Annotated in this window: 20 protein-coding genes; 14 read left to right on the top strand and 6 right to left on the bottom strand. The window is 59.2% G+C overall.

All coding sequences use genetic code 11. The features are described 5' to 3' along the window. Positions 1-849: 849 nt before the first annotated feature. Positions 850-2,748, bottom strand: coding sequence for an autotransporter outer membrane beta-barrel domain-containing protein (locus ACL2XM_RS15820; protein ID WP_413731207.1), 1,899 nt, complete (start codon positions 2,746-2,748; stop codon positions 850-852). Between the two features lie 298 nt (positions 2,749-3,046). Here ACL2XM_RS15820 and ACL2XM_RS15815 point away from each other — a divergent pair, with 298 nt between their 5' ends. Further along, complete coding sequence (locus tag ACL2XM_RS15815) at positions 3,047-3,448, top strand: hypothetical protein (RefSeq protein ID WP_413722236.1); 402 nt, start codon at positions 3,047-3,049, stop codon at positions 3,446-3,448. A gap of 536 nt (positions 3,449-3,984) precedes the next feature. Here ACL2XM_RS15815 and ACL2XM_RS15810 read toward each other — a convergent pair. Then, positions 3,985-4,809 (bottom strand): DUF2076 domain-containing protein, encoded by an 825-nt coding sequence (locus tag ACL2XM_RS15810; RefSeq protein WP_410016235.1) that lies wholly within the window; start codon positions 4,807-4,809, stop codon positions 3,985-3,987. Positions 4,810-5,112: 303 nt separating this feature from the next. Between ACL2XM_RS15810 and ACL2XM_RS15805 the strand changes: the two genes are divergently transcribed. The 7 genes from ACL2XM_RS15805 (at position 5,113) to ppnP (ending at position 10,959) form a co-directional block, all read left to right on the top strand. Then, positions 5,113-5,790, top strand: a complete 678-nt coding sequence (locus ACL2XM_RS15805) for an epoxyqueuosine reductase QueH (protein WP_413722237.1) — start codon at positions 5,113-5,115, stop codon at positions 5,788-5,790. Between the two features lie 352 nt (positions 5,791-6,142). Continuing rightward, positions 6,143-7,351 carry an OFA family MFS transporter gene (locus ACL2XM_RS15800; protein WP_413730872.1) on the top strand — a complete coding sequence of 403 codons (1,209 nt, stop codon included), beginning with the start codon at positions 6,143-6,145 and terminating at the stop codon, positions 7,349-7,351. Between the two features lie 222 nt (positions 7,352-7,573). Further along, positions 7,574-7,711, top strand: a complete 138-nt coding sequence (locus tag ACL2XM_RS15795; protein WP_410016232.1) for a hypothetical protein — start codon at positions 7,574-7,576, stop codon at positions 7,709-7,711. 123 nt (positions 7,712-7,834) lie between these two features. Continuing rightward, entirely contained in the window at positions 7,835-9,376 is a 1,542-nt protein-coding gene (locus ACL2XM_RS15790) for an FAD-dependent oxidoreductase (RefSeq protein WP_413731205.1), read from the top strand. Between the two features lie 287 nt (positions 9,377-9,663). Next, complete coding sequence (gene aroL, locus ACL2XM_RS15785) at positions 9,664-10,188, top strand: shikimate kinase AroL (RefSeq protein WP_410016230.1); 525 nt, start codon at positions 9,664-9,666, stop codon at positions 10,186-10,188. Between the two features lie 71 nt (positions 10,189-10,259). Beyond that, positions 10,260-10,451, top strand: a complete 192-nt coding sequence (locus ACL2XM_RS15780; protein ID WP_413722238.1) for a hypothetical protein — start codon at positions 10,260-10,262, stop codon at positions 10,449-10,451. A 217-nt stretch (positions 10,452-10,668) separates the two neighbouring features. After that, the gene (gene ppnP, locus ACL2XM_RS15775) at positions 10,669-10,959 is read left to right on the top strand and encodes a pyrimidine/purine nucleoside phosphorylase (protein WP_410016228.1); all 291 of its coding nucleotides are present in this window, start codon (positions 10,669-10,671) and stop codon (positions 10,957-10,959) included. 280 nt (positions 10,960-11,239) lie between these two features. Here the strand turns inward: ppnP and rdgC are convergent, their stop codons facing one another. Then, positions 11,240-12,151, bottom strand: coding sequence for a recombination-associated protein RdgC (gene rdgC, locus ACL2XM_RS15770; protein ID WP_413722239.1), 912 nt, complete (start codon positions 12,149-12,151; stop codon positions 11,240-11,242). A gap of 113 nt (positions 12,152-12,264) precedes the next feature. Further along, complete coding sequence (locus ACL2XM_RS15765; RefSeq protein ID WP_413727077.1) at positions 12,265-13,155, bottom strand: LysR substrate-binding domain-containing protein; 891 nt, start codon at positions 13,153-13,155, stop codon at positions 12,265-12,267. A gap of 111 nt (positions 13,156-13,266) precedes the next feature. On the opposite strand from ACL2XM_RS15765, the gene ACL2XM_RS15760 reads away from it, so the two are divergent. After that, positions 13,267-14,349, top strand: coding sequence for an SDR family oxidoreductase (locus ACL2XM_RS15760; protein WP_413731203.1), 1,083 nt, complete (start codon positions 13,267-13,269; stop codon positions 14,347-14,349). Here ACL2XM_RS15760 and ACL2XM_RS15755 read toward each other — a convergent pair. Continuing rightward, on the bottom strand, positions 14,309-17,983 hold the full coding sequence (locus ACL2XM_RS15755) for an AAA family ATPase (protein ID WP_413731202.1): 3,675 nt from the start codon (positions 17,981-17,983) through the stop codon (positions 14,309-14,311). The two genes, ACL2XM_RS15760 and ACL2XM_RS15755, sit on opposite strands and share 41 nt — an antisense overlap. Then, positions 17,980-19,293: an exonuclease subunit SbcD gene (gene sbcD, locus ACL2XM_RS15750; RefSeq protein WP_413731201.1), complete on the bottom strand. Its 1,314-nt coding sequence runs from the start codon at positions 19,291-19,293 to the stop codon at positions 17,980-17,982. Before sbcD ends, ACL2XM_RS15755 begins: the two co-directional genes overlap by 4 nt. A 211-nt stretch (positions 19,294-19,504) precedes the next feature. On the opposite strand from sbcD, the gene phoB reads away from it, so the two are divergent. The 5 genes from phoB (at position 19,505) to brnQ (ending at position 25,596) form a co-directional block, all read left to right on the top strand. Further along, positions 19,505-20,194, top strand: a complete 690-nt coding sequence (gene phoB / locus ACL2XM_RS15745) for a phosphate response regulator transcription factor PhoB (RefSeq protein ID WP_162367673.1) — start codon at positions 19,505-19,507, stop codon at positions 20,192-20,194. Between the two features lie 24 nt (positions 20,195-20,218). After that, positions 20,219-21,556 carry a phosphate regulon sensor histidine kinase PhoR gene (gene phoR, locus ACL2XM_RS15740; RefSeq protein ID WP_410016222.1) on the top strand — a complete coding sequence of 446 codons (1,338 nt, stop codon included), beginning with the start codon at positions 20,219-20,221 and terminating at the stop codon, positions 21,554-21,556. After that, the gene (locus ACL2XM_RS15735) at positions 21,553-22,491 is read left to right on the top strand and encodes a PstS family phosphate ABC transporter substrate-binding protein (protein WP_413730867.1); all 939 of its coding nucleotides are present in this window, start codon (positions 21,553-21,555) and stop codon (positions 22,489-22,491) included. Before phoR ends, ACL2XM_RS15735 begins: the two co-directional genes overlap by 4 nt. Before the next feature lie 250 nt (positions 22,492-22,741). Beyond that, complete coding sequence (locus ACL2XM_RS15730; protein WP_410016220.1) at positions 22,742-23,845, top strand: cobalamin-independent methionine synthase II family protein; 1,104 nt, start codon at positions 22,742-22,744, stop codon at positions 23,843-23,845. A 431-nt stretch (positions 23,846-24,276) separates the two neighbouring features. Then, positions 24,277-25,596 carry a branched-chain amino acid transport system II carrier protein gene (gene brnQ, locus ACL2XM_RS15725; protein WP_410016219.1) on the top strand — a complete coding sequence of 440 codons (1,320 nt, stop codon included), beginning with the start codon at positions 24,277-24,279 and terminating at the stop codon, positions 25,594-25,596. Positions 25,597-25,610: the final 14 nt, after the last annotated feature.

Here is a 25,610-nt window from a genome sequence, read left to right as displayed (position 1 = left end):
GAAAAGCACGCCCGATTCGGCCCCATTGGCACGGTCTCCCTTTGACACGACTGCGTTGAGATCGGGGTTGGCGGGCATACCGTGCCATGGGGCCTCGGTCGGGCGGGAAAAGCACGCCCGATTCGGCCCCATTGGCACGCTCTCCCTTTAACACGCCTGCGTTGAGATCGATGTTGGCGGGCATACCGTGCCATGGGGCGCCCGGTCGGGCGGGAAAAGCACGCCCGATTCGGCCCCATTGGCACGCTCTCCCTTTGACACGCTCGTTGCAGGATTTGTGTTAGCGGGCCTACCGCGCCATGGGGCCTCGGTCGGGCGGGAACACCACGCCCGATTCAACCCCATTGGCACGCTCTCCCTTTGACACGCTCGTTGCAGGATTTGTGTTAGCGGGCCTACCGCGCCATGGGGCCTTGGTCGGGCGGGAAAAGCACGCCCGATTCGGCCCCATTGGCACGCTCTCCCTTTGACACGCTCGTTGCAGGATTTGTGTTAGCGGGCCTACCGCGCCATGGGGCCTCGGTCGGGCGGGAACACCACGCCCAATTCGGCCCCATTGGCACGCTCTCCCTTGACACGCTCGTTGCAGGATTTGTGTTAGCGGGCCTACCGCGCCATGGGGCCTCGGTCGGGCGGGAAAACCACGCCCGATTCAACCCCATCGGCACGCTCTCCCTTTGACACGCTCGTTGCAGGATTTGTGTTAGCGGGCCTACCGCGCCATGGGGCCTCGGTCGGGCGGGAAAACCACGCCCGATTCAACCCCATTGGCACGGTCTCCCTTTGACACGACTGCGTTGAGATCGGGGTTGGCGGGCATACCGTGCTTATCTTGAGCCGGGTTTCGTGTCAGAACCGGTATTTCACGCCCACTATGCCGGTGGTGTCGCTGTAGCCTTTATTGCCAACCTGTTGTGCGACATTGCCCCAAAGATTAACATTGCGGTTAATTTGTCCTTCAACCCCGAGCTTAAGTTCTGCGATATTGGCCGCGCCGTCTTGGCTGACCGTTATCCCATCCATGCTGACGCCAAAATCATCCGAATTGTGGATCCAGTTAGCCTCGACATAGGGCTGAAAGGCCCGATCCTTGTCGTTGTCCCGCTCACTGTAAGTGTGCATATAGGCTTTAACGCCCAAACGGGTCTGGATATTGCCGTCACCTTCTCCCGATACCCTGGTGCCGTTGGCTTCGGTATGGTCATCGGCTTTGACGCCCATCCAGATGGCCTGGACCTGGGGCTGGACATAATAGGTGGTGTTTTTAGCGGCGTTTTCGCCGAACTTAACGGCATAACCGCTTTCAAGCGAGGCGCTGGCTCCTTTGGACTTATACTCTTCCTCGTTTAAATCCTGGCCCGACACCCTATTGTTAAACCAGCCATATTGTGTCCAGCCGTCGATATATAAACCCGTTTTGTCCATCGCATTGGCATACCAGGTCGCGTAGATACCCAGGCTATACCCGTCGACAGCACTGTTTGCACTGTAGCCGGATACGCGTGACCCGGTATTACTTTTAGCATTGCCGTAGCCGGCCATAACACCTAATCGAATACTATCGAGGCTGCTGCTGCTCCACTGGCCGATATCGCCGCCCAGTTGCAGTACATAACGATTGCTCTGGGTCCTGAGCTGGCCGCCGTCATCACGGGAACGGTTATGACCGCCTTCATTGATTAGCCACAGACTGGTGGACTTGTCCTCGCCCGTCAGCGCGTCGGTATAGTGAGCCATGCCCTGACGATTATCCAAACGGGTGGCGAATAGGGTATTGGCGGCGGCCAGATTGGCGGTATAGCTCCCTGCCTCCGGACGTTCAACCCGTCCCGGTTCTGGGGTGGGGACGGGTTCTGGCGATGGGCCTGGCCCCGGATTCGGTTCCTCGACCGAGCTATGCAAATACCAGTTCGCGGCATCAGTTCCGGCGCCGCGCGTCAGGGTGTAATCATAGGCGCCCGCCACAATACGGCCTGATTGCAAGAATTCACCGTCCGAGACGCCGTTGACCGAGATCAGTTCAATACCGTCCACGGTGGCGCCGCCGCCGCCGCCGGCATTATTGACGCTGACCAGGGTCGTGCCGGACGTATTACCGCCGATAATCAGTCTTTCAGTCTTTGTCGCATCATCAGATAACCGGGCATTAAAATTAAGACGACCGTTATTGCCGACATAATCACCCGTCACGTTAAGTACAGTTCCGCCATCACCGTTAAGGTTAATGGTACCCGCATTGTTCATGCTGGCGATAGTTTGATTAAAACCCTGTAAATTCATCGTCCCGGCCGGGGCGACGGTATAGGCCGACCGGCTGCTGAAGGCATTAGCGCCTCCGGCGACTAACGTTGCGCCGTGAATAACGGTATCGCCGGTGTAGGTGTTTTCGCCGGTGAGAGTCAATATGCCGTTATTAACATTGACTATTAACGGCGCCGCAGACCCGGTGTTTTTAATATTGCCCGTTAACCGCCACTCCCCATCGCCATTTTTGGTCAGGGTTTGAAAATCGGTGATATCGCCCGACAGCAGATCCGCGGCGGGCGGCGATCCGGCCACGCTATTGAGCACCAGGGCATTGGCGCCTTCGCCGCCGCTGATATTACCTGTAAGCGTCGATCCTCCTTCAAGGGTTAAACGGTCATTACCGGGACCGAAGGCGATATTGCCGATAATTACCCCGCCGGTATGGTTGGTCAAGGACACCGCGGTGCCGGAGCTGCCGATAACCGTATTTGCCGGGTCCATGGCTCTGAGGGTACCGTAGTTGTCAATAACATTGCTGCCGATGTCGGGATCGGCGGATGCAAACCAGATTGCCGACCTGCCCGCGCCTTGAATTAAACCGCGGTTTGTAATGCTATTTCCGCTGCCCATGACAGTAATTGCGTCATTTGTGGGTGACGTCCCGAGGCCCAAGACCTGGGCGCCGGTTTCTACGTTTAAGTTGTTATTATTGTTAAACTCAATGGTATTGTGACCCAGCCCCCACGCACCGGCGCCGGATAGGCCATCCGTGTCGTTTTGCACCGTCGCGCGTGCCTGAATGGCAATCGTGGCGCCCGTGTCAAACGTGATGGCGGTGACTGTACCGGTTTCAATCCTGGCGGCAGGCAGCACCAGAAGATTCACATCATTCATCCCCGGGCCGTTGCCGACGGTGTCGGTTTGTACCGACAAGTTGGTACAGGTGGTGGTTTTGCCATTCGTCGGCGGGGGGGTACACGCCGCCCAGGTGTTGCCCGGAGCGGTAAAAAAAAACCATATAGCGGCCATCATTATTATATTAAATTTATTTATTATTTTTAATTCAAATTGTCTTGTTATAGTAATAAATAAAGCTAAAGCATCACGGGTAAATCGCATCGCTACAGTTGTTTTGCGCATCATTACCGGTCCTTTCAGAGATAGGGTAAAGAGGGTTCGTGCGCCAGGCGAAAATATTTGACCCTGTGTTCTGGCTTAATTCACGACCCGTCCGGCTGCCGGTGCGCTCGACCAAATAACATCTAATGCGCGCGTAAATATCCGGCATTATATATTTAAATAAATAAAATCCACTTATGATTGCTATCCCTGCGATAAAGTAAAATTACTGACACGAGACAGGCCGAAAGAAATAGAATAGCCAAAGAGTATGGTTTCAATAATTAGAATTATTTTTCAGGGGTTAAATATAAATAGATAAAATTAGTGTAGGCGCTGGAGGTTTTTTTTCCAAGAATTTATATGGCGGAATAATTTGCCGTGGCATGAACATAAATAACCGGCGTGAGTGTTGATTACCAGCGCGGTACTATGCCATGTCGGTCTTGATTGCGCGTTGTCAATAAAGAAGCCCACGCTAAGCGTGGGCCCAGACTGCTGACAACGATGCGCATACCCTGAACGCGGGTATGCCGGGCAGGGAACGTAACGCGGCGACCCTGCCACCCTGCTTATCGGCCAGGCTACAGCCGGCCTCTTCCCCGCGGTCGGCGGCGATCAGACAAAATCATCGTCGTCGCTGAAGCCATCGTCCACGCCGAAGCTGTCATCCGTGCCAAAACCGTCATCTGTACCGAAGCCGTTGTCCGCGCCGAAACCGTTATCGGCATTGGTATCGTTGCCATAATCATTATTGGCGAACGTATCATCAGTGCCGCTGGCGCCAGGGAAAGGGTTGCCAGAGACATCATTGAAGGTATCGAGATTGTCGCTGGAGAAATCCTGGTTGGTCAGGGGATCGGTGGCGGCATCCAGGGGCTGATCGATAACATTGACTATCTCCTGCGGCTGGCTGTTATGGAACATGCCGGTAAGCATGTTGCCCAGCACCACACCGCCGGCGACCCCGGCGGCGGTTTGCAGCGCGCCGGCCAGAAAGCCCCCTCCGCGCGGCGCCGCCTGCGGCTGGTTATATCCCTGAGCATAACCGTTGTATCCGGGCGGCGGCGCGGCCTGGCCGCCATAGCCGGGAGCCGGTGGCTGCTGCTGGTTATTCCAGGCGGGGGCGGGCTGCTGCGCACGGGCGTTCCGGGCCGCCCCGCCGCCAAACAGGTTGCTGAGAAATCCTCCCTGGCTTGGCTGCGGCGCGTTTTTCAAGGCGGTAAGCTCAGATTCCAGCTGCTGTACCTGCTGGTGCAGGCGCTTAAGCGCGGCTTCCTGGATCAATATCGACTGCGCCATATAATAAGGGGCTGCGGGCTGCTGGCGGATAAATTCCTGGATTTGCCGATCCGCTTCGGCGTCGCGGGGGCCGGCTTTCTGCTCCGCCTGTTTCAGACGCTGAAAAAGACCCTCGATAATACGTTGCTCTTCTGATTGCATGGTAATGACCCTATAACCTTGTTCACATGCGCAACGGGCTGCGCTTTCTTTAAATCTAGTCTCATATTGGCGAATCATAAAGGCGCCATGCGTAAAGGTTTTTAGAAATGTGTTACCAGTCCACACACCGGGCGGGGGGATGCCGGGAAAGTGTGCCGGGCCGGCCGCGGTTTTTTTGTGGTCGACAGACCGGCGGTTAATAACTATTTGATACTCCTTGTTAAACCCCGCGCCGCCAACCCGCCCGGGATATGTGCTATATTGGCCAGCCAGACTCTTTATCTGACCTTAGAGAAAGCGCCCATGGCCGACTTCATCCGACCGCTACTGAAACTGCCGCAGGGCGCCGACAAACTGCTGCTGCATTCCTGCTGCGCGCCCTGCTCGGGGGAAGTGATGGAAGCGCTTAGCGCTTCCGGTATCGACTACACCCTCTTTTTTTACAATCCCAATATCCATCCCCAGCGTGAATACCTGATCCGCAAGGAAGAAAATATCCGCTTTGCCGACCAGCACCAGGTGCCCTTCATCGATGCCGATTATGATACCGACAACTGGTTCGCCCGGGCGAAGGGTATGGAGCGGGAACCGGAGCGCGGGATCCGCTGCACCATGTGTTTTGATATGCGTTTTGAACGCACCGCGCTGTATGCCTATGAACAGGGTTTTAGCGTCATCTCCAGTTCGCTGGGCATTTCCCGCTGGAAGAATATGCAGCAGATCAATAACTGCGGCCAGCGCGCCGCCAGCCACTACCCCGGCATGCGCTATTGGGATTACAACTGGCGCAAGCAGGGCGGGGCGGCGCGCATGATCGATATCAGCAAGCGCGAGCAGTTTTACCAGCAGGAGTACTGCGGGTGCATTTATTCGCTGCGCGACAGTAACCGGCACCGCAAATCGCAGGGGCGCGATATTATCCGTATTGGCGTCAACTATTATCATTACCAAACGCCGGAGAGCGAATCAGGGGAGGAATAGCCGCCCGCCATACCGCCGGCGCGCGCCGGCGAATAATATTATTATTTTTTTTGGTTGCCGTTCCAGGGTTAAATTTACCATAGAGTAAAATGTGTTAATTAAAGGATCGTTATTGGCCATGGCGTTTAATAATTGCCTATTTTTCGCAACCGATAAACAGCAATATTGCCCTGCTTGCCACCGCCGTAACATGTAATTATGCCGTTCATACCCCAAGGCGTGCATTTCATTCCTTATTAACGGTATCTCATGCTGCATTTAGACCGTCTCGTTAACCGCGCCTTTATAGTAAAGCCAGTTAACCCGTTTTACGGGCATCGATTCTAAAAGAATTGTTAATGCGAGGCAGAATATGAATACGCAATATGCGACCCACCTGCGGTGGCTTACATTGTTCGGGACCATTATGACCCAGTTCGCCCTGGGGTCGGTTTATACCTGGAGCCTGTTCAACGGTCCGTTGGCCGATAAGCTGCATCAGCCTGTCAGCCAGGTGGCGTTTGCTTTCGGACTGCTCAGCCTGGCGCTGGCGCTGGCGTCGTCGGTGGCCGGCAGGTTTCAGGACCGCTTTGGCGTGCGTAACGTTACGCTGGGCGCTGGTGTTTTGCTGGGCGCGGGGTTTTGCCTGACCGCGTATGCCGGCAACCTGACGATGTTGTGGCTTTCCGCCGGTCTGCTGGTGGGGTTTGCCGACGGCATCGGTTATCTGATGACGTTGTCCAATTGCGTAAAATGGTTTCCGGAGCGCAAAGGGGTGATTTCCGCCTGCGCCATCGGCGCTTATGGTTTGGGCAGCCTGGGCTTTAAATATATCAACAGCCGCCTGCTGGCCCAATACAGCCTGGAAACCACCTTTATGCTTTGGGGACTGATTGCCATGTTGCTGGTCATCGCCGGTGCCTTATTAATGAAGGATGCGCCGCAACAAAGCGTGAACAAGACCCGGGCAACACGCGATTTTTCCCTGGCGCAGTGCGTACGCATCCCGCAATACTGGTTATTGGCCCTGATGTTTTTAACCGCCTGCATGAGCGGGCTGTATGTGATCGGCGTGGCGAAAGATATTGGCGAGAATCTGGTGCATTTAACCCCGGCGGTTGCGGCCAATGCCGTGACGATTATCGCAGCGGCCAACCTGGGCGGACGCCTGGTGCTCGGCGTGCTGTCGGACCGGATGTCGCGTATGCGGGTCGTCTCGCTGGCGCAGGGAATTTCACTGCTCGGCATGGCGCTGTTATTGTTTGTGCATCTCAGCCCGGTCTTGTTTTTTATGGCGATTGCCTGCGTGGCCTTCAGCTTCGGCGGCACCATTACGGTATACCCGTCGCTGGTCAGTGATTTCTTCGGCCTGAACAATCTGACCAAAAACTATGGCTTGATTTACCTGGGCTTCGGCATCGGCAGTATTATCGGCTCAATCGTGGCCTCGCTGTTCGGGGGATTTATCGTCACCTTCCAACTGATCCTGGTGCTGCTGGTTATTTCGCTTATCATCTCCTTAACCTTGCATCAGCCCGGTGAAAAAATACGCTTACGGCTGAATGAAGTAACGGGTAAATAACTATATCCGGAATAATTATCTATTATCTGTAAGCCGACAGTCCGCCTGGCACGGTCTGTCGGCTTTTTTTGAAAGTATTCTAAATCAAATTACGTTTTAATCCTTTTTCATTATTACCGGCGCGTGAACAAATAATAAGAATGATTATCCTCAACCGCCTTGCTGGAAATAAAGGTTACAGGATAATTCCCATTCCCTTTATAGGCAAAGGAAGGATTAACCATGATGAAAGAACCCGCCGCCGGTGGAGGCATCTTGGGCGGCATGGCGCGGCAAAACGGTGGCGGTGATATCGGCGCCCTGGGCCGGGCGCTGAAAAAAATCATTGCCTGGCTGCGCGATCTCTTCAATAGCGACTAGCCGGCGGCGCTGCGCTTACCCGCTTCATCATCTCCCTTCGCCGGACTTCACAGCCGGCGTTTAGCTGCTAGGCTTAATCATAGCACTCCAGACTGTATGGTCTTTAACAAGAAGGAGCCTATCGTGGCCTATCAAGAAGTGATGTCGTTAACCGCATTGCCGGAATTGGCACCCAAAAAAATCAGCCTGGGCGATACCGATATTCTGTTGATAAAAAAAGGAGATCGGGTTTTCGCCCTCGAAGCCACCTGTCCCCATTCCGGCGCTCCGCTGGAAAAAGGCGCGCTTTGCGAAGGCAAGATTATATGCCCCTGGCATAAGTCGGTATTCACCATTGAGGAAGGCGCGCTGTGCGAACCTCCCTCCCTGCGCGATTTAAAGCGTTATCCGGTCAAGATTGAACAGGGCAAGCTCTGGGTCGACCCGCAGGCGGAACCGGGCGCGGGGCCGCTGGATAAGGTGACGACCCAGGATGCGCTGGTGGTCCTGGGCGTCGGCGCCGGCGGTAGCGCCGCCATTAAGGCGCTGCGCGAAAAGGGTTATCACGGTCGCCTGGTGGTTATCGAACGTGAAAAACAAGCGCCTTACGATCGCACCACCTTGTCCAAATTTGTTCCGCAGGGAGATATGGATATCGACGAGGTGCCGTCGCTCCTGGACGATGATTTTTATCAACAGCAAAAAATCGAGCGTATTAACGGCAACGTCGAAAAACTGAGCGCCGCCAAGCATCAGCTGCGGCTGGAAGACGGCACGATGATTCCTTATCGCCAGCTGTTGCTGGCCACCGGCGGCATCCCGCAGCGCCCCGATTTGCCCGGCAAGGCGCTGTTCGGCATCCAGGTCCTGCGAAGCTGGGAGCAGGCCGCCGTGCTGGTAGACACCGTCGAGAAGGAAAAACGCCTGGTGATTATCGGCAACAGCTTTATCGGCATGGAAGTCGCCGCGGCGTTCCGTAAGCAGGATGTGGATGTGACGGTGATAGCCGAGCATCCGCTGCCGTTCGAGAAACAGTTCGGCAAAGAGCTGGCGAGTTTCTTCCGGCGGCGTCACGAGCAGAAAGGCGTGAAATTTGTCGAAGGCCTGCCCGCGGAGTTTACCGGCGAGCGTCAGGTGGAGGCGGTAGTGTTGAAAGACGGTACGCGCATCGAGGCCGATTTGGTGCTACTGGCCACCGGTGTGGCGCCGGCGACCGGGTTTATTGACGATCTGCCACTGAATAAAGACGGTAGCCTTAATGTGGACGCCTCCATGTCGGCGGGCCAGGATATTTTTGCCATCGGCGATATCGCCACGTTTCCGCTTAACGGCAAACCCACGCGCATTGAACATTGGCGTGTGGCCCAGCAGCATGGCCGCGTGGCCGCAAGCGTGATGGCGGGTCAGGATGAGATCTATGATTCCGTACCGTTTTTCTGGACCCAGCATTATGGCGTGCGCTATGAGTATCTTGGCCATGCCGGGAAATGGGATACCATCGATATGACCGGCTCGCCCGATAACGATGATTTTGTGGCGCTGTATGCCCTCCACGATGAACTGGTGGCGGTGGTCGGCACCGGTCGTATGCGCACCACGGGTACCTTGCTTATCAAAATGAGGGAGAAACTGACGCTGCAGCAGGCGAAACGCATCGTGGCGGAAGTGGTGGAGCCGGAAAGCTAACCGAGGCCGCCGGCCCGGGCGTGCCCGTCTGGGAGGGCCTTCCTGAAAAACTGTCCGTTGCGCGGGCGCGATCGCCGGTCTTTTTTTGCCGGTTCCGGCCGACGTAAGGGACAATCCTGTAATTAATATGGTATGTAATAAGCTGGCATGCGGCGGCCGTGGGGCGTCGCATGCCCGGCCCGCGACTTTTCGCCCAAAGGCCGTTCGCCGGTTAGTGCGCGTGCGAAGTCAATGCTATGATGCGCAGCTGGACTGAAAAAGTCGTTGGATAAAAGGATATGCGGTTAATGACACAGCCCATTTATTTGGTTGGCGCTAGGGGATGCGGTAAAACCACGGTTGGCCTCGCGCTGGCCGGGGTGTTGGGATTTGAGTTTATGGATACCGACCAGCTGTTGCTGAGCACCACCGGCCGCAGCGTGGCGCAGATCGTCAAAAGCGAGGGCTGGGCGGGATTCAGGGCAAGGGAAAGCGCTATCCTGCGCGCGATTGCCGGCGGGCGCAAAGTGATCGCCACCGGCGGCGGCATTGTGCTGGCGGAGGCCAATCGCCGGTTTATGCGGGCGAACGGCACGGTCATTTACCTCCATGCCCGGCCTGAGGTCCTGGCGCGGCGCCTGGAGGCGTTTCCCGAGGAAGACCAGCGGCCAAGCCTGACCGGGCGGCCGATTGCCGAGGAGATCGCTGAAATCCTGCTGGCCCGGGAAGCGTTATACCAGGATGCGGCCCACCATGTGCTGGATGCGTCCTCTTCCCCGGAAGCCGTGGTGTCGGCGATATTGCAGCAGCTCCACCCCTGCGCCGCCGGATAACGCGGCGCCATGCGCAACCCCGGGGATTGACCTATACTTACCCGACCAAATCATAAAATAAGGAAGTGATTATGGCGAGTAAACCCCCTTATCCCCGCGAAGCCCATATCGTTAAAAAAGAGAAGGGGCCGCCGGGTAAAACCAAGACGGTGTTTGAGCTGCGGGCCGATCATCCCAAGCCCGACACGCTTATCAGCGAGCATGATTCCGAACACGAGGCGCTGGACGCGAAAGAGCGCTACCAGGGCGAAGACAAGACCTGAATTCCCTGCCAGCCGGATCGGAACACTGCTTCCCGGTCCGGCTAATTATCTTCCCCTAAGACGGTTATTTTCTTTTTTCTCGCCGGTGAATCCGCCGCGCTCATCCGCGGGTATTTTTTTGCACGCCGGCCGGCATTTCCCGGTAATAAGGCGTGACAAATCAACGATCGTGCTTTTACTATGAAGTACTGAAAATATTATCGAAAGGAATGGATCTATGCTGAATGTAAATGAGTATTTTGCCGGGAAGGTAAAGTCCATTGGTTTTGATTCCGCCAGCATCGGCCGCGCCAGCGTGGGGGTGATGGAAACCGGCGAATACACATTCACCACGGCACAGCCCGAGGAAATGACCGTCATTAACGGCGCGTTGCGGGCATTGTTACCGGGCTCCCACGATTGGCAGGTCTTTATGCCCGGCGAAAAATTCTTTGTTCCGGCGCAAAGTGAATTTATTGTCCAGGTGGCGGAAGCCAGCGCGTATTTATGTAAATATATGAGCAAATAATGGGGCAAAACCGCGGGCAGGCTATGGTTTGCCCCGCAATGCCGGCAAACCGGCGCATAAGTCGCCGGGCAGGGAGAACGGAAAGCATAACGCGTCATGGACTCATCCGCCGGTAGCGTAGTGGTCCTGGTCCAAGGCCACAGGTGTTGGACCGCACAATGGCGCGCACGGATGGGCGCCATCGCTGCGCGTCCGGGCGCGGCCCCGCTAAAAACGGCACGGCTTCACGGTGTTGTTACCCGTCTGATCCTGGCCTCGTCACTCCCGCCAGCAACCTTTTTCAGCGCTGGGCTTCGCCGCCCAGGGCAACGGTCAATTCTTCAATAAGCGTCGCCAGTTCGCCGGTCATCAGGATAAAATCCGCGTCAAAACGCTGGGCAAAATCCTCGCGATCGATATCGTCGTTCTGTTCGCGTAAGGTATCGGAAAACTTAAGGCGCTTGATTGTGGCGTCGTCGGCCAGGATAAACTGCACCCGTTCCCGCCAGTCCAGCGCCAGTTTGGTCACCACCTTGCCGGCCTCGATATGGGCGGCAATTTCGTCGCTGGCCAAATCCTGCTTTTTACAGCGAATGATGCCACCGTCCTCCAGCAGCGCCTTGAGTTCGGCCTCGTCCTGCACCAGGAATCCGGCCGGCGGTTCACCGCCGCGCACCCACTGCGTCAGGGTCAGCTCAATGGGGTTTTCCAGTGTCAGGGGCACCACCGGCAGCGAGCCGAGGGATTTACGCAACAGCGCCAGGGCATCCTCGGCTTTCTTGGCGCTGGCGGCGTCGACAATCACCAGGCCTTTGACGGTGTCCAGCCAGATGAACGTCTGGCTGAAGCGGCTGAACGCGCGCGGCATCAGGCTGAATAACACCTCATCCTTCAGCGCGTCTTTTTCCGTTTTGCGCAGCTTACGGCTTTGCTCGGTTTCCAGCTTATCGATCTTGCCGTTCAGCTCTTGCTTGACCACGGAAGACGGCAGGATTTTTTCTTCTTTGCGCACGCAAATCAATATCTGGTCATTAACGGCATGGGTTAACGCGTCGCTTTTGTCGCCCAGCGGAGATACCCAACCCGACTTGGCCATATCCTGGCTGCCGCAGGGGGTAAATGATGAGGCCGCCAACTGTTTTTCCATCTCTTGCGCCGACAGCGTAATATCGCGGTTCAGGCGGTAAATCATGATATTTTTAAACCAAAACATAAAGTGAGATCCCTGATCCGGCACGTCGGTAAGCGTGCGGGTTAATCAAACGCAGCGCGCATGATAGCGCATCCCGGCGCTAAAATCGGCAAAAATCAACCTGGCCGCGGCGTCTACAGAATGTCCGCCAGGGCGGCGGCAAGATACTCCACCCAGGCCCGTACCTTGCCGGGAATAAAGCGCGCGGCGGGATACACCGCATGTACCGCCATCGGCGGAAAATAATAGTCGGGCAATACGCGTACGAGGGTTTTGGCGGTTAACTGCCGGCGGATCAGCGGTAACTGGACGCCGCCTATCCCGAGTCCCGCTTCTATGGCCTGGATAAGCGTAAAGGTATTATTGGCCAGGAACACCGGCCGGACGGTCAACATCTCCGCGCCCCTGGGGCCCAGCAGGGTGAGTCCGGCGCCGTCGCCACGGCCGCTGTAGCGAATGTAAGGACGATCGGCTAATTCCGCCAGGGTTTGCGGCGCGCCCTGCCTGGCAAGATAGCCGGGCGCCGCGGCCAGGACACGCTGCAGGGTGCCGAGCCTGCGCGCCACCGTGCCGGCGGTGCGCAGTTCCCCGAGACGTAGCGCGACATCAATTCCCTCGCTGATCACATCCGCCACCCGATCGTCCAGCAGCAGTTCGATAACGATATCCGGATGGCGCTGCTGAAAATCAAGCGCCAGCCGGGCGATATACTGCTGGCCGAGGCCCGTCGGCGCATGGATGCGCAAATGACCCTCCAGCCTCTGGTTCAGCCCCCGCAGCGTCTCTTCCGTTTCATTTACCGCCGCCAGGATCTGCCTGGCCTGCAGATAATAACGGCTGCCGCTTTCCGTCAGGGTGACGGAGCGGGTAGTGCGATAGAGCAATAATGTGCCCAGCAGTTTTTCCAGGGCGGCCACCTGCTGGCTTACGGCGGGCTGCGTGAGGCCCAGATCGCGCGCTGCCGCGGACAGGCTGCCCAGCTCGGCCACGCGCGCGAAGGTATGCATCGCGGTGAGTTTATCCATGGTGTTCCGTTTATTAGTTTTACTTATAACTGATAGTGGTTATGGTCCTATTATCACTTTTTTGCTTATCAATTATAGTGACGCATCGTCTTTTTTCAGCGGAGAAAACACATGCAAAATAATCGGATTGCCCTGGTGGTGGGCGCCAACGGCGTTATCGGCGGCCGGCTCGTCGCGGAACTGGAATCCCGGCGGTGGCAGGTTATCGGCCTGTCGCGCCGCGGCGGCCGCGACCGGCCCGGCGTCAGCTACCTGGCGGTGGATTTGCTGGACGCGCAGGCGACAGGCCGGGCGCTGCGCCCGCTGACCGGCATTACCCATATTTTCTACGCCGCCTACCAGGATGCGTCCGACTGGGCGGGACTGGTTGTTCCCAATATGATGATGCTGAAAAACGTCGTTGAGGCAATCGAGCCGGTTGCCGGGAAACTGGAGCATGTCAGCCTGATGCAGGGCTATAAAGTCTATGGCGCGCACCTGGGGCCGTTTAAGACACCGGCGCGGGAAACCGATGCGGGACATATGCCGCCGGAATTCAACGTGGCGCAACAAACCTGGCTGGAGCAACGCCAGCGCAATAAACGCTGGACCTGGTCCGCCATCCGGCCGGGGGTGGTGGGCGGTTTTTCCCTGGGCAATCCGATGAACCTGGCCATGAGCATTGCCGTCTATGCCTCCATCTGCAAGGCGCTGGGGTTGCCGCTGCGTTTTCCCGGCAAACCGGGCGCTTACCACGCGCTGATGGAAATGACCGATGCGGGGCTGCTGGCGAGGGCCACGCTCTGGGCCGCCACCGAGCCCCGGGCGGGCAACCAGGCGTTTAACATCAATAACGGCGATCTGTTCCGCTGGAGTGAGCTGTGGCCGAAAATTGCCGGCTATTTTGAATTGGATCTGGCGCCGCCATTGCCCATGCCGCTAAAGGAAGTCATGGCGGATAAAACGGAACTCTGGCGGGAATTAACCCGCCGGCACCGTTTATCCGCACCGGATTATCAGGCGGTGTCGGGCTGGCCGTTCGCCGATTTCGTGTTCTCCTGGGATTACGATATGTTTGCCGACGGCAGTAAGGCGCGCCGCTCCGGTTTTCATGATTTTGTCGACACCGAAGCGATGTTCTACGCCTTGTTCGATGAATTCCGCCGGCGCCGCGTTATTCCGGGCGCACCGCATAACGCGCCTCCAGCCTGCTGATGCCCAGGCCGTTGATCTTTTTCACTTTGATTTGCACCGGGATGCGTTCCTTCATGGCGTCCACATGGCTGATGACGCCTATCATCTTGCCGGTGGCGTTAAGCGAATCGAGCGCATCCAGGGCAATATCCAGCGTTTGGGCGTCCAGCGTGCCGAAGCCCTCGTCGAGAAACAGCGAATCAATCTGGGTTTTGTGGCTGACCAGGTCCGACAGGGCCAGCGCCAGCGCCAGGCTCACCAGAAAGCTTTCGCCCCCGGAAAGGGTGCGGGTGTCGCGCACGGCATCCGCCTGCCAGGTATCCACCACTTCAAGCTCCAGCTCCGCCTCGGTTTTGCGCTGCAGCTGATAGCGGCCGTGCAGGCGGGACAACTGCTGGTTCGCCAGATAAATCAGGTGCTCAAGCGTCAGACCCTGGGCGAACTTACGGAACTTGTCGCCCTCTTTGGAGCCAATCAGCTCGTTGAGATAGCTCCAGTCGGCGTAGCGGCCTTCGCCCGCGCTGATTTCCGCCAACAGGCTCTGCTGATCGCGCTGGCGCTGGCGGTGGCTTGCCAGTTGCTGCTGTAGCTGGCCTTGCCGCCGCGCCAGCTCCCATAATAATGCCTTAATATCGGCCAACGTTCGCTCCACGGCGGCAGAGTCGGCAGCCTCGTCTAGGGTGGCGGGACGATCGTCATGGTGTTGCCGCAGCGCCAGCTCCGCCTGCTGCCACATCACCTCCGCGCGCTGCCGCTCTTCCTTTATTTTCTCGCGCAGCTCACGCAGCCGGTCCCGCTCCTGCCCGGGCAACAGGGCCGCCTGCAGCTCGGCCAGCCCGGCGTACGGGCTGTTTGCCAGCGCCTGCCGCAGCGCCGTCGCCGCCTGCTGCGCTTGTTGAGTCAGTTCCTCAAGCCGCCGCCGCTGCGAGCGGATTTCACCGGCCAGCAGATGCAGCTTTTCCTGCGCCTGCTGTACACTGAGTTCGGACTGCCGCCGGTCCCGCTCCACTTCCCCGGCCCGTGTGCTCAGTTGGGCGTTGAGCTGCGCCACGCTGTCATCGCCGGCCAGTTTGCGGCGTTCTTCACGCGCCAGGCGCAGCGCGTTGCCGGTTGTCTGCTGCCGCTGCGCGAGGTCGGCCAACTGTTGCGCCAGTTCGGCCTGGGCTTCCCGGTGGCCGCGCAGTTCGCCTTCCAGCGCGATAAGGTCGTTTTTCAGCGTCTGTTCGCGCTCTTGCTGGTACTGCCACTGCCGCCACTCCTCCTGGCGTTCGGCCAGCCAGGCGTCAACCGCGGAATCCGCCGGCAGGGTCAGTCCCAGTTGGGCGAGAGCCTCGCTGCTTTGCGCCGCCAGTTCGTCCATCCGTTGCTGTTGTTCCTGACGGCGCTGCTGCGTTTGCCGCAGACGTTGGGTCACCGCATCCTTCTGCTGGGCATTCAGCGCCAGACGGGCGTCGAGCCGTTGCCATTCGCCGTCGGCCTGGGCAAGGGCGTCGCGGGCCGCCTGCAGCCCCTGGTTGTCCTGTTCACGCGCCTCCAACTGCCGGGCCAATGCCTGCTCATGCGCGTCCTGCTCAGCCAGCCAGGCGGCGGCGTGTTCGCCGGGCGCCAGATCCAGCCCGGCGGCGGCCTGTCGCCAGGCGTCGTCCAGCAACGCCAGTTCCTCTTGCAGGCGTACCTGTTGCGCCGTCGCCTGGCGCTGCTCCTGCTGCAGCATCTCGAGACGGGTAAACGCCGCCACCACTTCGGCCTTGAGCCGCTCCACCTCCGGCAGCAGTTCCTGCCGCCGCCGATCGGTGTGTTGCGGCTGCAGGTCCTGGTATAGGGCGATGCCGGGATGCTCGGTGGCGCCGCATAGGGGGCAGGGATCCCCCGGTCGCAACGCTCCGCGCAGTTCCCCGAGCGAGACGATATGCATTTCCAGGCGATGGCGCGCGGTCATTTCGTCCAGCAGGGCGGACTTATCCGCCTCGGCGCGCCGCAGCGCCGCCAGCGCGGCGGTAATATCGTCGCAGTCGCGCCGCAGTTGATCTTCCCGCGTGCGGTTGGCCGCCAGATCGCGGCTTACACGCTCCATTTGCGGCAGCAGGGACGACATCAGGGCGCGCCGGCCGCGCTGCTGCTGGCTGTGCTGCCAGTCGGCGCGCAGCGCGGCCAACGGGAACCGGGATTCCTGCTCATCGTGCAGGCCCTGACGTTCCGCCAACTGCGCCGTGAAGGTCATTACCCGTTGCCGGCAGGCCTGCGACGCGCTGAGTTCCTTCTGGCGCGCAATATCGAGTTGTTCAAGTTCCTGCGTGATTTGCGCGCCTTGCCGGGCCAGTTCGTCGATGTCGCGCTGTTCGCGCCGGCGGCGGGCAAACAGCTCGCGCCAGAGGGGGAGCTGCCCGCCCCATTGCCGGCAGGCGGCATGCTCAAGCAGATAGCGGGCGACAAGCTGCGCCTGTTGCCCGGCCTCATGATGTTGTTGTTGTTTCAGCGCCTGCAGCGCCTGTCGTTTCCGCTGCTGTTCCGTTTGGGCTAACCGCTGTTCCTCCTGTTGCGCGGCCTGTTGTTCCAGCCCGGCGATTTTCTGGTCCAGCGGCACGAGATGGTCGTTTATCAACTGCTGTTGCGCCAACTGATGCCGGGCGTGCTGCTCCCAGCGCCGCCGGGCGGTATCCGCCTGTTCCCGCAGCGGTTGTAGCGCCTGCTGACTTTGCAGCTCCAGCGCGCACGCGCGGGCGAGCTCCTGCTCAGCCCGTTCCAGGTCCACGGCGCTGCGTTGCCGATCGTCGAGCAGGGGGCGCAGGGATTCCGCCGGTTCGCCGCGCGCCAGTCGCGCCAGCGGCGCCTGTGCTTCCTGCGCCGCCGCCTGCGCGGCCTGGCGCTGGGCCTGTGCCTGCGCCAGGGCGCCGGTCAACTGGCGCTGCCGCTCCAGCCAGGCGTGATGCCGTTGCGACTGCGATTGTTCGGCGTTCAGCCGGGCCTGCTCCAGGCGCAGGCTATCCAGCTCGGCGTCAAGTTCCCGCAGTTGGGGTTCGCTCAATAGTTCGATGGCGGCGGCGCGCGTACGCAGTGCCTCCAGTTCCCCGCGCACCGTTTTATGGCGTTCGAAAATTTCAGCGGAAATGCGGCCGTAGATATCGGTGCCGGTCAGTTCCTCCAGCAGTTCGGCGCGATTTTTCGCATCGGCGTTTAAAAATGCGGCGAAATCCCCCTGCGCCAGCAGCACCGATTTGGTAAAACGCGCGAAATCCAGGCCGGTCAGTTCGGTGGTCAGGCGCAGCTTATCGCTGATTTTATCCGCCAGGATGGCGCCGTCGGCCAAACGCGCCAGTTCGACCCTGGCGTTTTGCAGTTTGCCCTGCGGGCTGTTTTTCGCCCGGCGCTGGCTCCAGAAGGCGCGATAGCCCACGCCCTTGACCGAAAACTCGACTTCCGCCAGCGATTCGGCGGTCAGCCGGGTCATCAATTCCTGGCCGGGCAACGCGTCCAGGCGGGGCGTGCGGTGATACAGCGCCAGGCAGATGGCGTCAAGAATAGTGGTCTTGCCGGCGCCGGTGGGACCGGTAATGGCAAACAGGCTGGCGCGGTCGAAGGGGTCGGCGGTAAAATCAATTTTCCACTCGCCCCTGAGCGCATTGATGTTTTTCAGCCGCAGCGTCAGGATTTTCACCGGGCGTCTCCTTTGGTTGCGGCATCCGGCGCTAGCGGGTTTTCCGCCGCGGCGCCTTGCTGTACGTCCGCCGTTACCTGGCGATAGAGCAAGCGTATGGCGTCCAGGTTCTCCGGCGCGGGGGAGGGGATCAGCGCCAGGCGCCGCTCAAACACGTCCCCGGCGCTCAGTTCGACCAGCGTTTCCCGTTGCCGGCGCGCCAGTGCCGACAGCCGCTGCTCGCGGTTACGGCGCAACAGCACGATTTCCACCGGCAAATCGGCCGCCAACTGCTGGATACGCTGCTGGATATCATTCAGCCAGGCGTCTGTCACCACCTCGATATCCAGCCAGACGGGCGTGGACCCCGGGTAATCGCTAAACGAGCGCAACTGCGCCTCGATGTCCGCCAGGTCGCCTTTTATCAGGCGCAGGGCCTGGGTTTCCGGGATCAAAACCGGGGAAATGTCCGCCACGCCCCCGGCGTCGAAACTGACTATATTGATCTGCTTGGGCTGCCCGGTCTCATCAAAACTCAAGGCGATGGGCGAACCGCAATAGCGGATATGCTGCTGTCCGCCCACGCACTGCGGGCGGTGGATATGGCCGAGGGCGATATAATCCGCCGGAGGAAACAGCTGGGCGGGAAACGCGTCCAGGCTGCCGATATAAATATCGCGTACCGAATCGGTGGTGGCGGCGCCCACCGTGGTCAGGTGTCCGGTGGCGATAATCGGCAGCCGGCCGGGCAACTTGGCGCGCAGGGCCAGCGCCCGGTCATATAGCGCCTGGTAATATGCGGCGATGGCGTCCATCAGCGCCCGCTGTTTATCATCCCCCGATTCTCCGGCGCGGCTGGTCAGCACATCCCGCGGGCGTAAAAAGGGGATGGCGCACAGTATCGCCCCCGGCTTTCCACTACGATCGTTCAGTACAAAAACCGGTTGCCCGCCGCTGTCTTCGCGGTCGCCGTCGGCGTTGTCGTCATCGTCCCGGGCGCCGAACCCGCCGCCGGCGATAACCCGGGTATGCATGCAGGCCAGCAGCGCCCGGGATTCGTTCAGTGTCGCCACCGCGTCATGATTGCCCGCCAGTATGATCAGCTGGCAACCGGTCGGCTGCAACGCCACCACGAAACGATTGAACAGTTCGCGGGCATAGCTGGGCGGGGTGCCGGTATCAAAGATATCGCCGGCCACGATCACCGCGTCGATATCCCGTTCTGCCACCTGCGCCACCAGCCATTGCAGGAAGGCGCGGTGCTCCCGGGCGCGGTTTTTGGTGAAAAACGACTGACCCAGATGCCAGTCAGAAGTGTGAATGATCCGCATGACGCTCCAGCCAGAGTGTAAAAGTCAGGGCGAGAGTATAAACCTTACCCCGGGCGATGCCGACGTAAAGCTGTTAATTTGGCAACCCGGGACGAAAAAAAACCGCCATCCGCTATGCTTCTGGCACGATGGGCTGATTTTAATAAATCTGTCATAAAAGTGACGCATAATGCCCGGGCACGTTAACCGCAGAGATTAATGGCAGGAAAAAATGGCAAAACGCATATTAGTCGTGGAAGACGAAGCGCCGATTCGTGAAATGGTGTGCTTCGTACTTGAACAGAATGGCTTCCAGCCCATCGAAGCCGAAGACTACGGCACGGCGGTCAGCCGTATGGCGGAGCCTTATCCGGATCTGGTATTGCTCGACTGGATGTTGCCAGGCGGTTCGGGAATTCAATTTATCAAACATATGAAACGCGAGGTATTGACCCGCGATATTCCGGTCATGATGCTGACCGCGCGCGGCGAGGAGGAAGACCGGGTGCGGGGGCTGGAAGTGGGCGCCGATGATTATATCACCAAACCGTTCTCGCCCAAGGAGCTGCTGGCCAGGATCAAGGCGGTGATGCGCCGTATTTCGCCGATGGCGGTGGAAGATAAGATTGAGCTGCAGGGCTTAAGCCTGGATCCGTCGTCGCACCGGGTAACCTCCAACGAACTGGCCCTGGAGATGGGACCGACCGAATTTAAACTGCTGCACTTTTTCATGACCCATCCCGAGCGGGTATATAGCCGGGAACAGTTGTTAAATCATGTCTGGGGCACTAATGTGTATGTTGAGGACCGGACGGTTGATGTGCATATTCGCCGCCTGCGCAAAGCGCTGGAAACCGGCGGTCACGATCGGATGGTGCAGACGGTCCGCGGCACCGGCTATCGTTTTTCCGCGCGCTATTAGCGCGGTATAAGGGGAGCTCTGCCGGTGCTGGAACGTTTATCCTGGCGTAAGATTTTGCTGGAACTGGGGCTGTTTTGCCTGCCGGCCCTGCTGTTGTCGCTTTTTGTCGGCCACCTGGCCTGGCTGTTGGTGGCGGCGCTGCTGGCCGCGCTGGTGCGCAACTATTATTACCAACTGCGGCTGTCCCGCTGGTTATGGGTCGATCTCCGGCATACGCCGCCGGAAGGGCGGGGAAGCTGGGAACCGCTGTTCTATGGCCTGCATCAGATGCAGTTGCGCCACCGGCGGCGGCGGCGTGAACTGGCGACATTGTTCAAACGCTTTCGCAGCGGCGCGGAAACCTTGCCTGATGCGCTGGTGATGTTGACCGACGACGGCCATATTTTCTGGTGCAACGGCCTGGCGCAGCAGCTGCTCGGGTTTCGCTGGCCGGAAGACAACGGCCAGCATATCCTTAACCTGCTGCGCTATCCTGAATTCAACAGCTATATCCAGGGCCAGTCGTTCGAGCGCCCCTTGACCCTGCTGCTCAATAAGCAACGTTACGTTGAATTCCGCGTGATGCCCTATACCGACGACCAGCTGTTAATGGTGGCCCGCGACGTGACCCAGATGCGCCAGCTGGAAGGCGCCAGGCGCAACTTTTTCGCCAATGCCAGCCATGAACTGCGTACGCCGCTGACGGTGTTGCAGGGATATCTGGAAATGATGAACGACCAGGATATGGATGAAGCCATGCGCGCCAAGGCCATCCACACCATGCAGGATCAGACGCAGCGCATGGAGCGCCTGGTCAAGCAGTTGCTGGTGTTATCCCGTATCGAGGCCGCGCCGCAGGGCGAGGTCAATGAACGCGTCGATATTCCGGCCATTCTCAAGCGCCTGCAGCAAAGCGCCGGGGCGCTCAGCCAGGAACGGCATGAGATCGTGTTCCGGGTTAATGAACAGTTGCTGGTGCGCGGCAATGAGGATCAGCTGCGCAGCGCGATGTCGAACCTGATATACAATGCGGTCATCCATACGCCGCCGGGCACCCGCATCGAGGTGTGCTGGCAGCGTACCGCTGAGGGCGCGCAGTTTCAGGTCAGCGATAACGGGCCGGGCATCGCCCCGGAGCATTTACCGCGCCTGACCGAGCGTTTTTACCGGGTTGACAAAGCCCGTTCGCGCCAGACCGGCGGCAGCGGCCTTGGGCTTGCCATCGTTAAGCACGCGCTCGGCAATCATGACGCCCATCTTGATGTTATCAGCGAGCCGGGCGCGGGTACCCGCTTCTTTTTTACCTTGCCCAACCGGTTGATTGTCCTCCCCGTCCTGGCCGAAAATAACCCCACTTCTCCTTCACGTGTCAAATCCCGATGATAAAAGCTGTAAAAACCCTGGGCTGGCTGCTCTGCCTGCTGTTGACCCTGCCGGCGGCGGCGCGGCCGCTGTCGGTGCTGTCGGGTAGCCTCACCAGCAGCGGTTCCGATACGCTGGCGAATATGATGGCCCTGTGGGCGGCGGATTTCAGACATGACTATCCGGATGTCGGCGTGCAGATCCAGGCGGGCGGATCGGCGACGGCGGCGACGGCGCTGGCCGCGGGCACGGCGCAAATCGGGCCGATGAGCCGCATGATGAACGCGACTGAAATCGCCGCGTTCCAGCGCCATTACGGCTACCCGCCCCTGGCGGTGCCGGTGGCCTTGGATGCGCTGGTGATTATAGTCAACCAGGATAACCCCCTGCCCAGGTTGCGCCTGCGCCAGTTGGACGCCATTTTTTCCATCACCCGCAGCTGCGGCGACGCCCCTGCCGTCACCCGCTGGGGGGAACTCGGCCTAACCGGGCGGTGGGCCGATATGGCCCTGCTGCGCTATGGCCGCAATTCCGCCTCCGGTACCTATGGTTTTTTCCGCCAGCGCGTGCTGTGCGGCGGTGACCTGCTGGCATCAGTCAATGAACTGCCCGGGTCGGCTTCGGTGGCGCAGGCGGTAAGCGCGTCGCGCAACGCCATTGGTTACGCCGGCATGGGGTTTCATACCGCCGGCGTGCGGATCCTGCCGTTAACCGACGAGGCCGGCCGCCAGGTGACGCCGGACGAGTCGGCCTTGCTTAACGGCGACTATCCGCTGGTGCGCTATCTCTATATTTATCTGAATAAGCCCCCTGATACCCCATTGGCGCCGGTCACCGCCGCCTTTATGGACCGTATTTTGTCGCCCCAGGGCCAAAACCTCGCCCGCCAGGGCGGCTACCAGCCCTTGCCTGAACCCATAAGGCTACAGGCGCGCCGGGATATCGGGCTGCAATGAGGTGTGTCGGCAGGGTGGGCCGTCGCCCGCGGGTGATCATGAATAATGTTCAACACGGGTGAATTTTCTTCGCCATGGCGATGCGCCGCCGCGTGCTAGTATGGATGCGGGCATTATAGACGTCCGGATGTCTATATGTCACCGACGGAAACTATTGCCCACCGGGAAAGTTTACATCCTGAACTATTCATTAAATCTTATTATCTTGCGGGCCTTGTCCAGGCCGGCAAAATAACGCCGGAGCTCAAACATGCAAAGAAATACGCCTCCCTTTCGCGCTGATGTGGTGGGCAGTTTATTACGCCCCGAGGCGATTAAACAGGCCCGCAGGCAGTTGCAGCAAGGGGCCATTACTCCCGCGCAGCTGCGTGCCGTCGAGGATACCGAGATCCGCCGGGTGGTGGAACTGCAGCGCGGTCTGGGGCTGCAGGTGGTCACCGACGGCGAGTTTCGCCGCGCCTGGTGGCATTTCGATTTTTTTGAGGGGCTGGACGGGGTGGAAGGCTACGATGTCGACCAGGGTATCCAGTTTTCCGGGGTGCAGACCAAGGCGCGCAGCATTAAGGTCACCGGCAAGGTGGCGTTCCGCCAGCATCCGATGCTGGCGGATTTCCGCTATCTGCGCAGCGTGGCCGGAGACGCGGTGGCTAAAATGACCATACCCAGCCCGAGCGTGATGCATTTTCGCGGCGGGCGCGGCGCCATCGACGCCGGCGTCTATCCTGATCTGGCGGCGTATTTCGCCGATCTGGCCCAGGCCTGGCATGACGCTATCCGCGCCTTTTACGATGCCGGCTGCCGTTACCTGCAGCTTGACGATACCGTGTGGGCTTATCTGTGTTCGACGGACCAGCAGCGCCAGATCCGCGAGCGCGGCGAGGATCCGCGGCAATTGGCGCGCATCTATGCGGATGTGCTCAATCAAGCGCTGGCGGGCAAACCGGACGATCTGGTGGTTAGCCTGCATGTTTGCCGCGGCAATTTCCGCTCCACCTGGATTTCCGAGGGCGGTTATGAGCCGGTGGCGCCTATCCTGTTCGGCGAGGTCAAGGTCGACGCCTTTTTCCTGGAATATGACACCGAGCGCGCCGGCGGTTTTGAACCGCTGCGGTTTATCAAGCCCGGCCGCCAGCAGGCGGTGCTGGGCCTTATCACCTCCAAAACCGGTGAATTGGAAGATCCTGAGGCGGTGCTGGCGCGCTTGCGCGAGGCCACCCGTTATATCAGCCTGGACCAGCTGTGCCTGAGCCCGCAGTGCGGCTTCGCCTCGACGGAAGAAGGCAATAGCCTGACCGAAGCCCAGCAATGGGACAAACTGCGGCTAGTGCTGGATGTTGCGGGCCGCGCCTGGTAACGCCAGCGCCCGGCTATCCCGCCCGCGGCAAAATACCGCGGGCGGGCATGGTCGCCGCGGGTTAAGGGGCGGCCCGGGGGTGCCACCGGTATCCATGCCGTTCTGTTATAGTTAAAAGCGCGTCCCTTCAACTATCTTGTAGCAGAAATTACCCAGGCTATGAAAGTATTCACTGCTTTTAGGGTATTTTTTTGGCTTATCATTCTGCTTTTATCTTCAACTATTGCCTTACCGCGCTTTAAACGTTTAAATTGCGCCGGTTATTGCATGTTTCACGCCGTTTTGCACCCTTTTAGCGCTCCGGTCCCGGCAAACAGGCCATTACGCCATGGCCCGCGAGATATCCCGTTGCTGTTGGTGATGTCATAACCGGCATGAGTCGTCATAGGTTTTACTTATTTTTCGCATCCAGACAGGCATTACATTATTCCATGAGCCAGCGTTTAAGCATCAGAGATATCCTCGCCCTGGGTTTTATGACCTTCGCCTTGTTTGTCGGCGCGGGCAATATCATTTTTCCGCCGATGGTGGGATTGCAGTCAGGCCCTTATGTCTGGTGGGCGGCGGCGGGGTTCCTGATTAGCGCGGTTGGGCTGCCGGTACTGACGGTGATTGCCCTGGCCCGGGTGGGGGGCGGCATTGACGCCCTCAGTTCCCCCATCGGCAGAAAAGCGGGACTGCTGCTGGCCGTGGTATGTTATCTGGCGGTGGGGCCGCTGTTCGCCACGCCGCGCACCGCGACGGTATCCTTCGCCGTGGGGCTGGCGCCGTTTACCGGCCAGGGGGATCTGCCGCTGTTTCTTTACAGCCTGGTCTATTTTGCGCTGGTCATCGCCATCTCGCTCTATCCCGGCCGCTTATTGGATACGGTCGGGCACATCCTGGCGCCGCTGAAAATGATTGCCCTGGCGGTCCTGGGCATCGCCGCGCTGCTGTGGCCGGCGGGCAATCCCATCCCGGCGACCGACGCTTATGCCCATATGCCGTTCTCCAACGGTTTTGTCAACGGCTACCTGACCATGGATACCCTGGGCGCCATGGTATTCGGCATCGTGATTGTCAATGCGGCCCGCTCGCGCGGCGTGAACGACGCCGCGCTGCTGACCCGCTACACCATACTGGCCGGGCTGATAGCCGGCGTCGGGCTGACGGCGGTCTATATCACGCTGTTTAAACTGGGTTCGGGCAGCAGCGTGCTGCTGCCGTCGGCGCAAAACGGCGCCGAAATCCTGCACGCCTACGTCCAGTATACCTTTGGCAATGCGGGCAGCGGCTTTCTCGCCATCCTGATTTTCGTCGCCTGCATGGTGACGGCGGTGGGGCTGACCTGCGCCTGCGCCGAGTTTTTCAGCGAACATCTGCCGCTCTCCTACCGCACGCTGGTGTTTATACTCGGTCTGTTTTCCATGCTGGTGTCCAACCTCGGGCTGAGCCATCTGATCCAATTCTCCATTCCGGTGCTGACCGCGATTTATCCGCCGTGCATCGTGCTTATCCTGCTCAGCTTCACGCTGCGCTGGTGGCGCAGCAGCACCCGGATTATCGCGCCGGCGATGCTGATAAGCCTGGTCTTCGGCTGCGTCGATGCCGTCAAGCTCTCGTCATTCCAGGTCTGGCTGCCCGCGTGGATACAGCACCTGCCGCTGTCGGCCCAAGGCCTGGCCTGGCTGCCGCCCACGCTTACCATCGGTATCCTGGTCGCGTTCTATGATAAATACGCCGCGCATCATAAGGCCACCATCCGGTTATAACCTTTGCGCGCATT

The organism is Sodalis sp. RH20 (assembly GCF_047324205.1).
Lineage (GTDB): Bacteria > Pseudomonadota > Gammaproteobacteria > Enterobacterales > Enterobacteriaceae > Acerihabitans.
Note: the sequence above shows the minus strand (reverse complement) of the source record. Positions and strands in the feature narration are given on the sequence as shown.

Excerpts from the sequence above, each read along its gene's own strand:
- ACL2XM_RS15795 (WP_410016232.1), top strand. The coding sequence starts at position 7,574 with ATGATGAAAGAACCCGCCGCCGGTGGAGGCATCTTGGGCGGCATGGCG.
- ACL2XM_RS15810 (WP_410016235.1), bottom strand. The coding sequence starts at position 4,809 with ATGCAATCAGAAGAGCAACGTATTATCGAGGGTCTTTTTCAGCGTCTG.
- ACL2XM_RS15780 (WP_413722238.1), top strand. The coding sequence starts at position 10,260 with ATGGCGAGTAAACCCCCTTATCCCCGCGAAGCCCATATCGTTAAAAAA.
- ACL2XM_RS15765 (WP_413727077.1), bottom strand. The coding sequence starts at position 13,155 with ATGGATAAACTCACCGCGATGCATACCTTCGCGCGCGTGGCCGAGCTG.
- brnQ (WP_410016219.1), top strand. The coding sequence starts at position 24,277 with ATGAGCCAGCGTTTAAGCATCAGAGATATCCTCGCCCTGGGTTTTATG.
- aroL (WP_410016230.1), top strand. The coding sequence starts at position 9,664 with ATGACACAGCCCATTTATTTGGTTGGCGCTAGGGGATGCGGTAAAACC.
- phoB (WP_162367673.1), top strand. The coding sequence starts at position 19,505 with ATGGCAAAACGCATATTAGTCGTGGAAGACGAAGCGCCGATTCGTGAA.
- ACL2XM_RS15815 (WP_413722236.1), top strand. The coding sequence starts at position 3,047 with ATGGCAATCGTGGCGCCCGTGTCAAACGTGATGGCGGTGACTGTACCG.
- ACL2XM_RS15760 (WP_413731203.1), top strand. The coding sequence starts at position 13,267 with ATGCAAAATAATCGGATTGCCCTGGTGGTGGGCGCCAACGGCGTTATC.
- ACL2XM_RS15820 (WP_413731207.1), bottom strand. The coding sequence starts at position 2,748 with ATGGACCCGGCAAATACGGTTATCGGCAGCTCCGGCACCGCGGTGTCC.
- ACL2XM_RS15735 (WP_413730867.1), top strand. The coding sequence starts at position 21,553 with ATGATAAAAGCTGTAAAAACCCTGGGCTGGCTGCTCTGCCTGCTGTTG.
- sbcD (WP_413731201.1), bottom strand. The coding sequence starts at position 19,293 with ATGCGGATCATTCACACTTCTGACTGGCATCTGGGTCAGTCGTTTTTC.
- ppnP (WP_410016228.1), top strand. The coding sequence starts at position 10,669 with ATGCTGAATGTAAATGAGTATTTTGCCGGGAAGGTAAAGTCCATTGGT.
- ACL2XM_RS15800 (WP_413730872.1), top strand. The coding sequence starts at position 6,143 with ATGAATACGCAATATGCGACCCACCTGCGGTGGCTTACATTGTTCGGG.
- ACL2XM_RS15805 (WP_413722237.1), top strand. The coding sequence starts at position 5,113 with ATGGCCGACTTCATCCGACCGCTACTGAAACTGCCGCAGGGCGCCGAC.
- rdgC (WP_413722239.1), bottom strand. The coding sequence starts at position 12,151 with ATGTTTTGGTTTAAAAATATCATGATTTACCGCCTGAACCGCGATATT.
- ACL2XM_RS15730 (WP_410016220.1), top strand. The coding sequence starts at position 22,742 with ATGCAAAGAAATACGCCTCCCTTTCGCGCTGATGTGGTGGGCAGTTTA.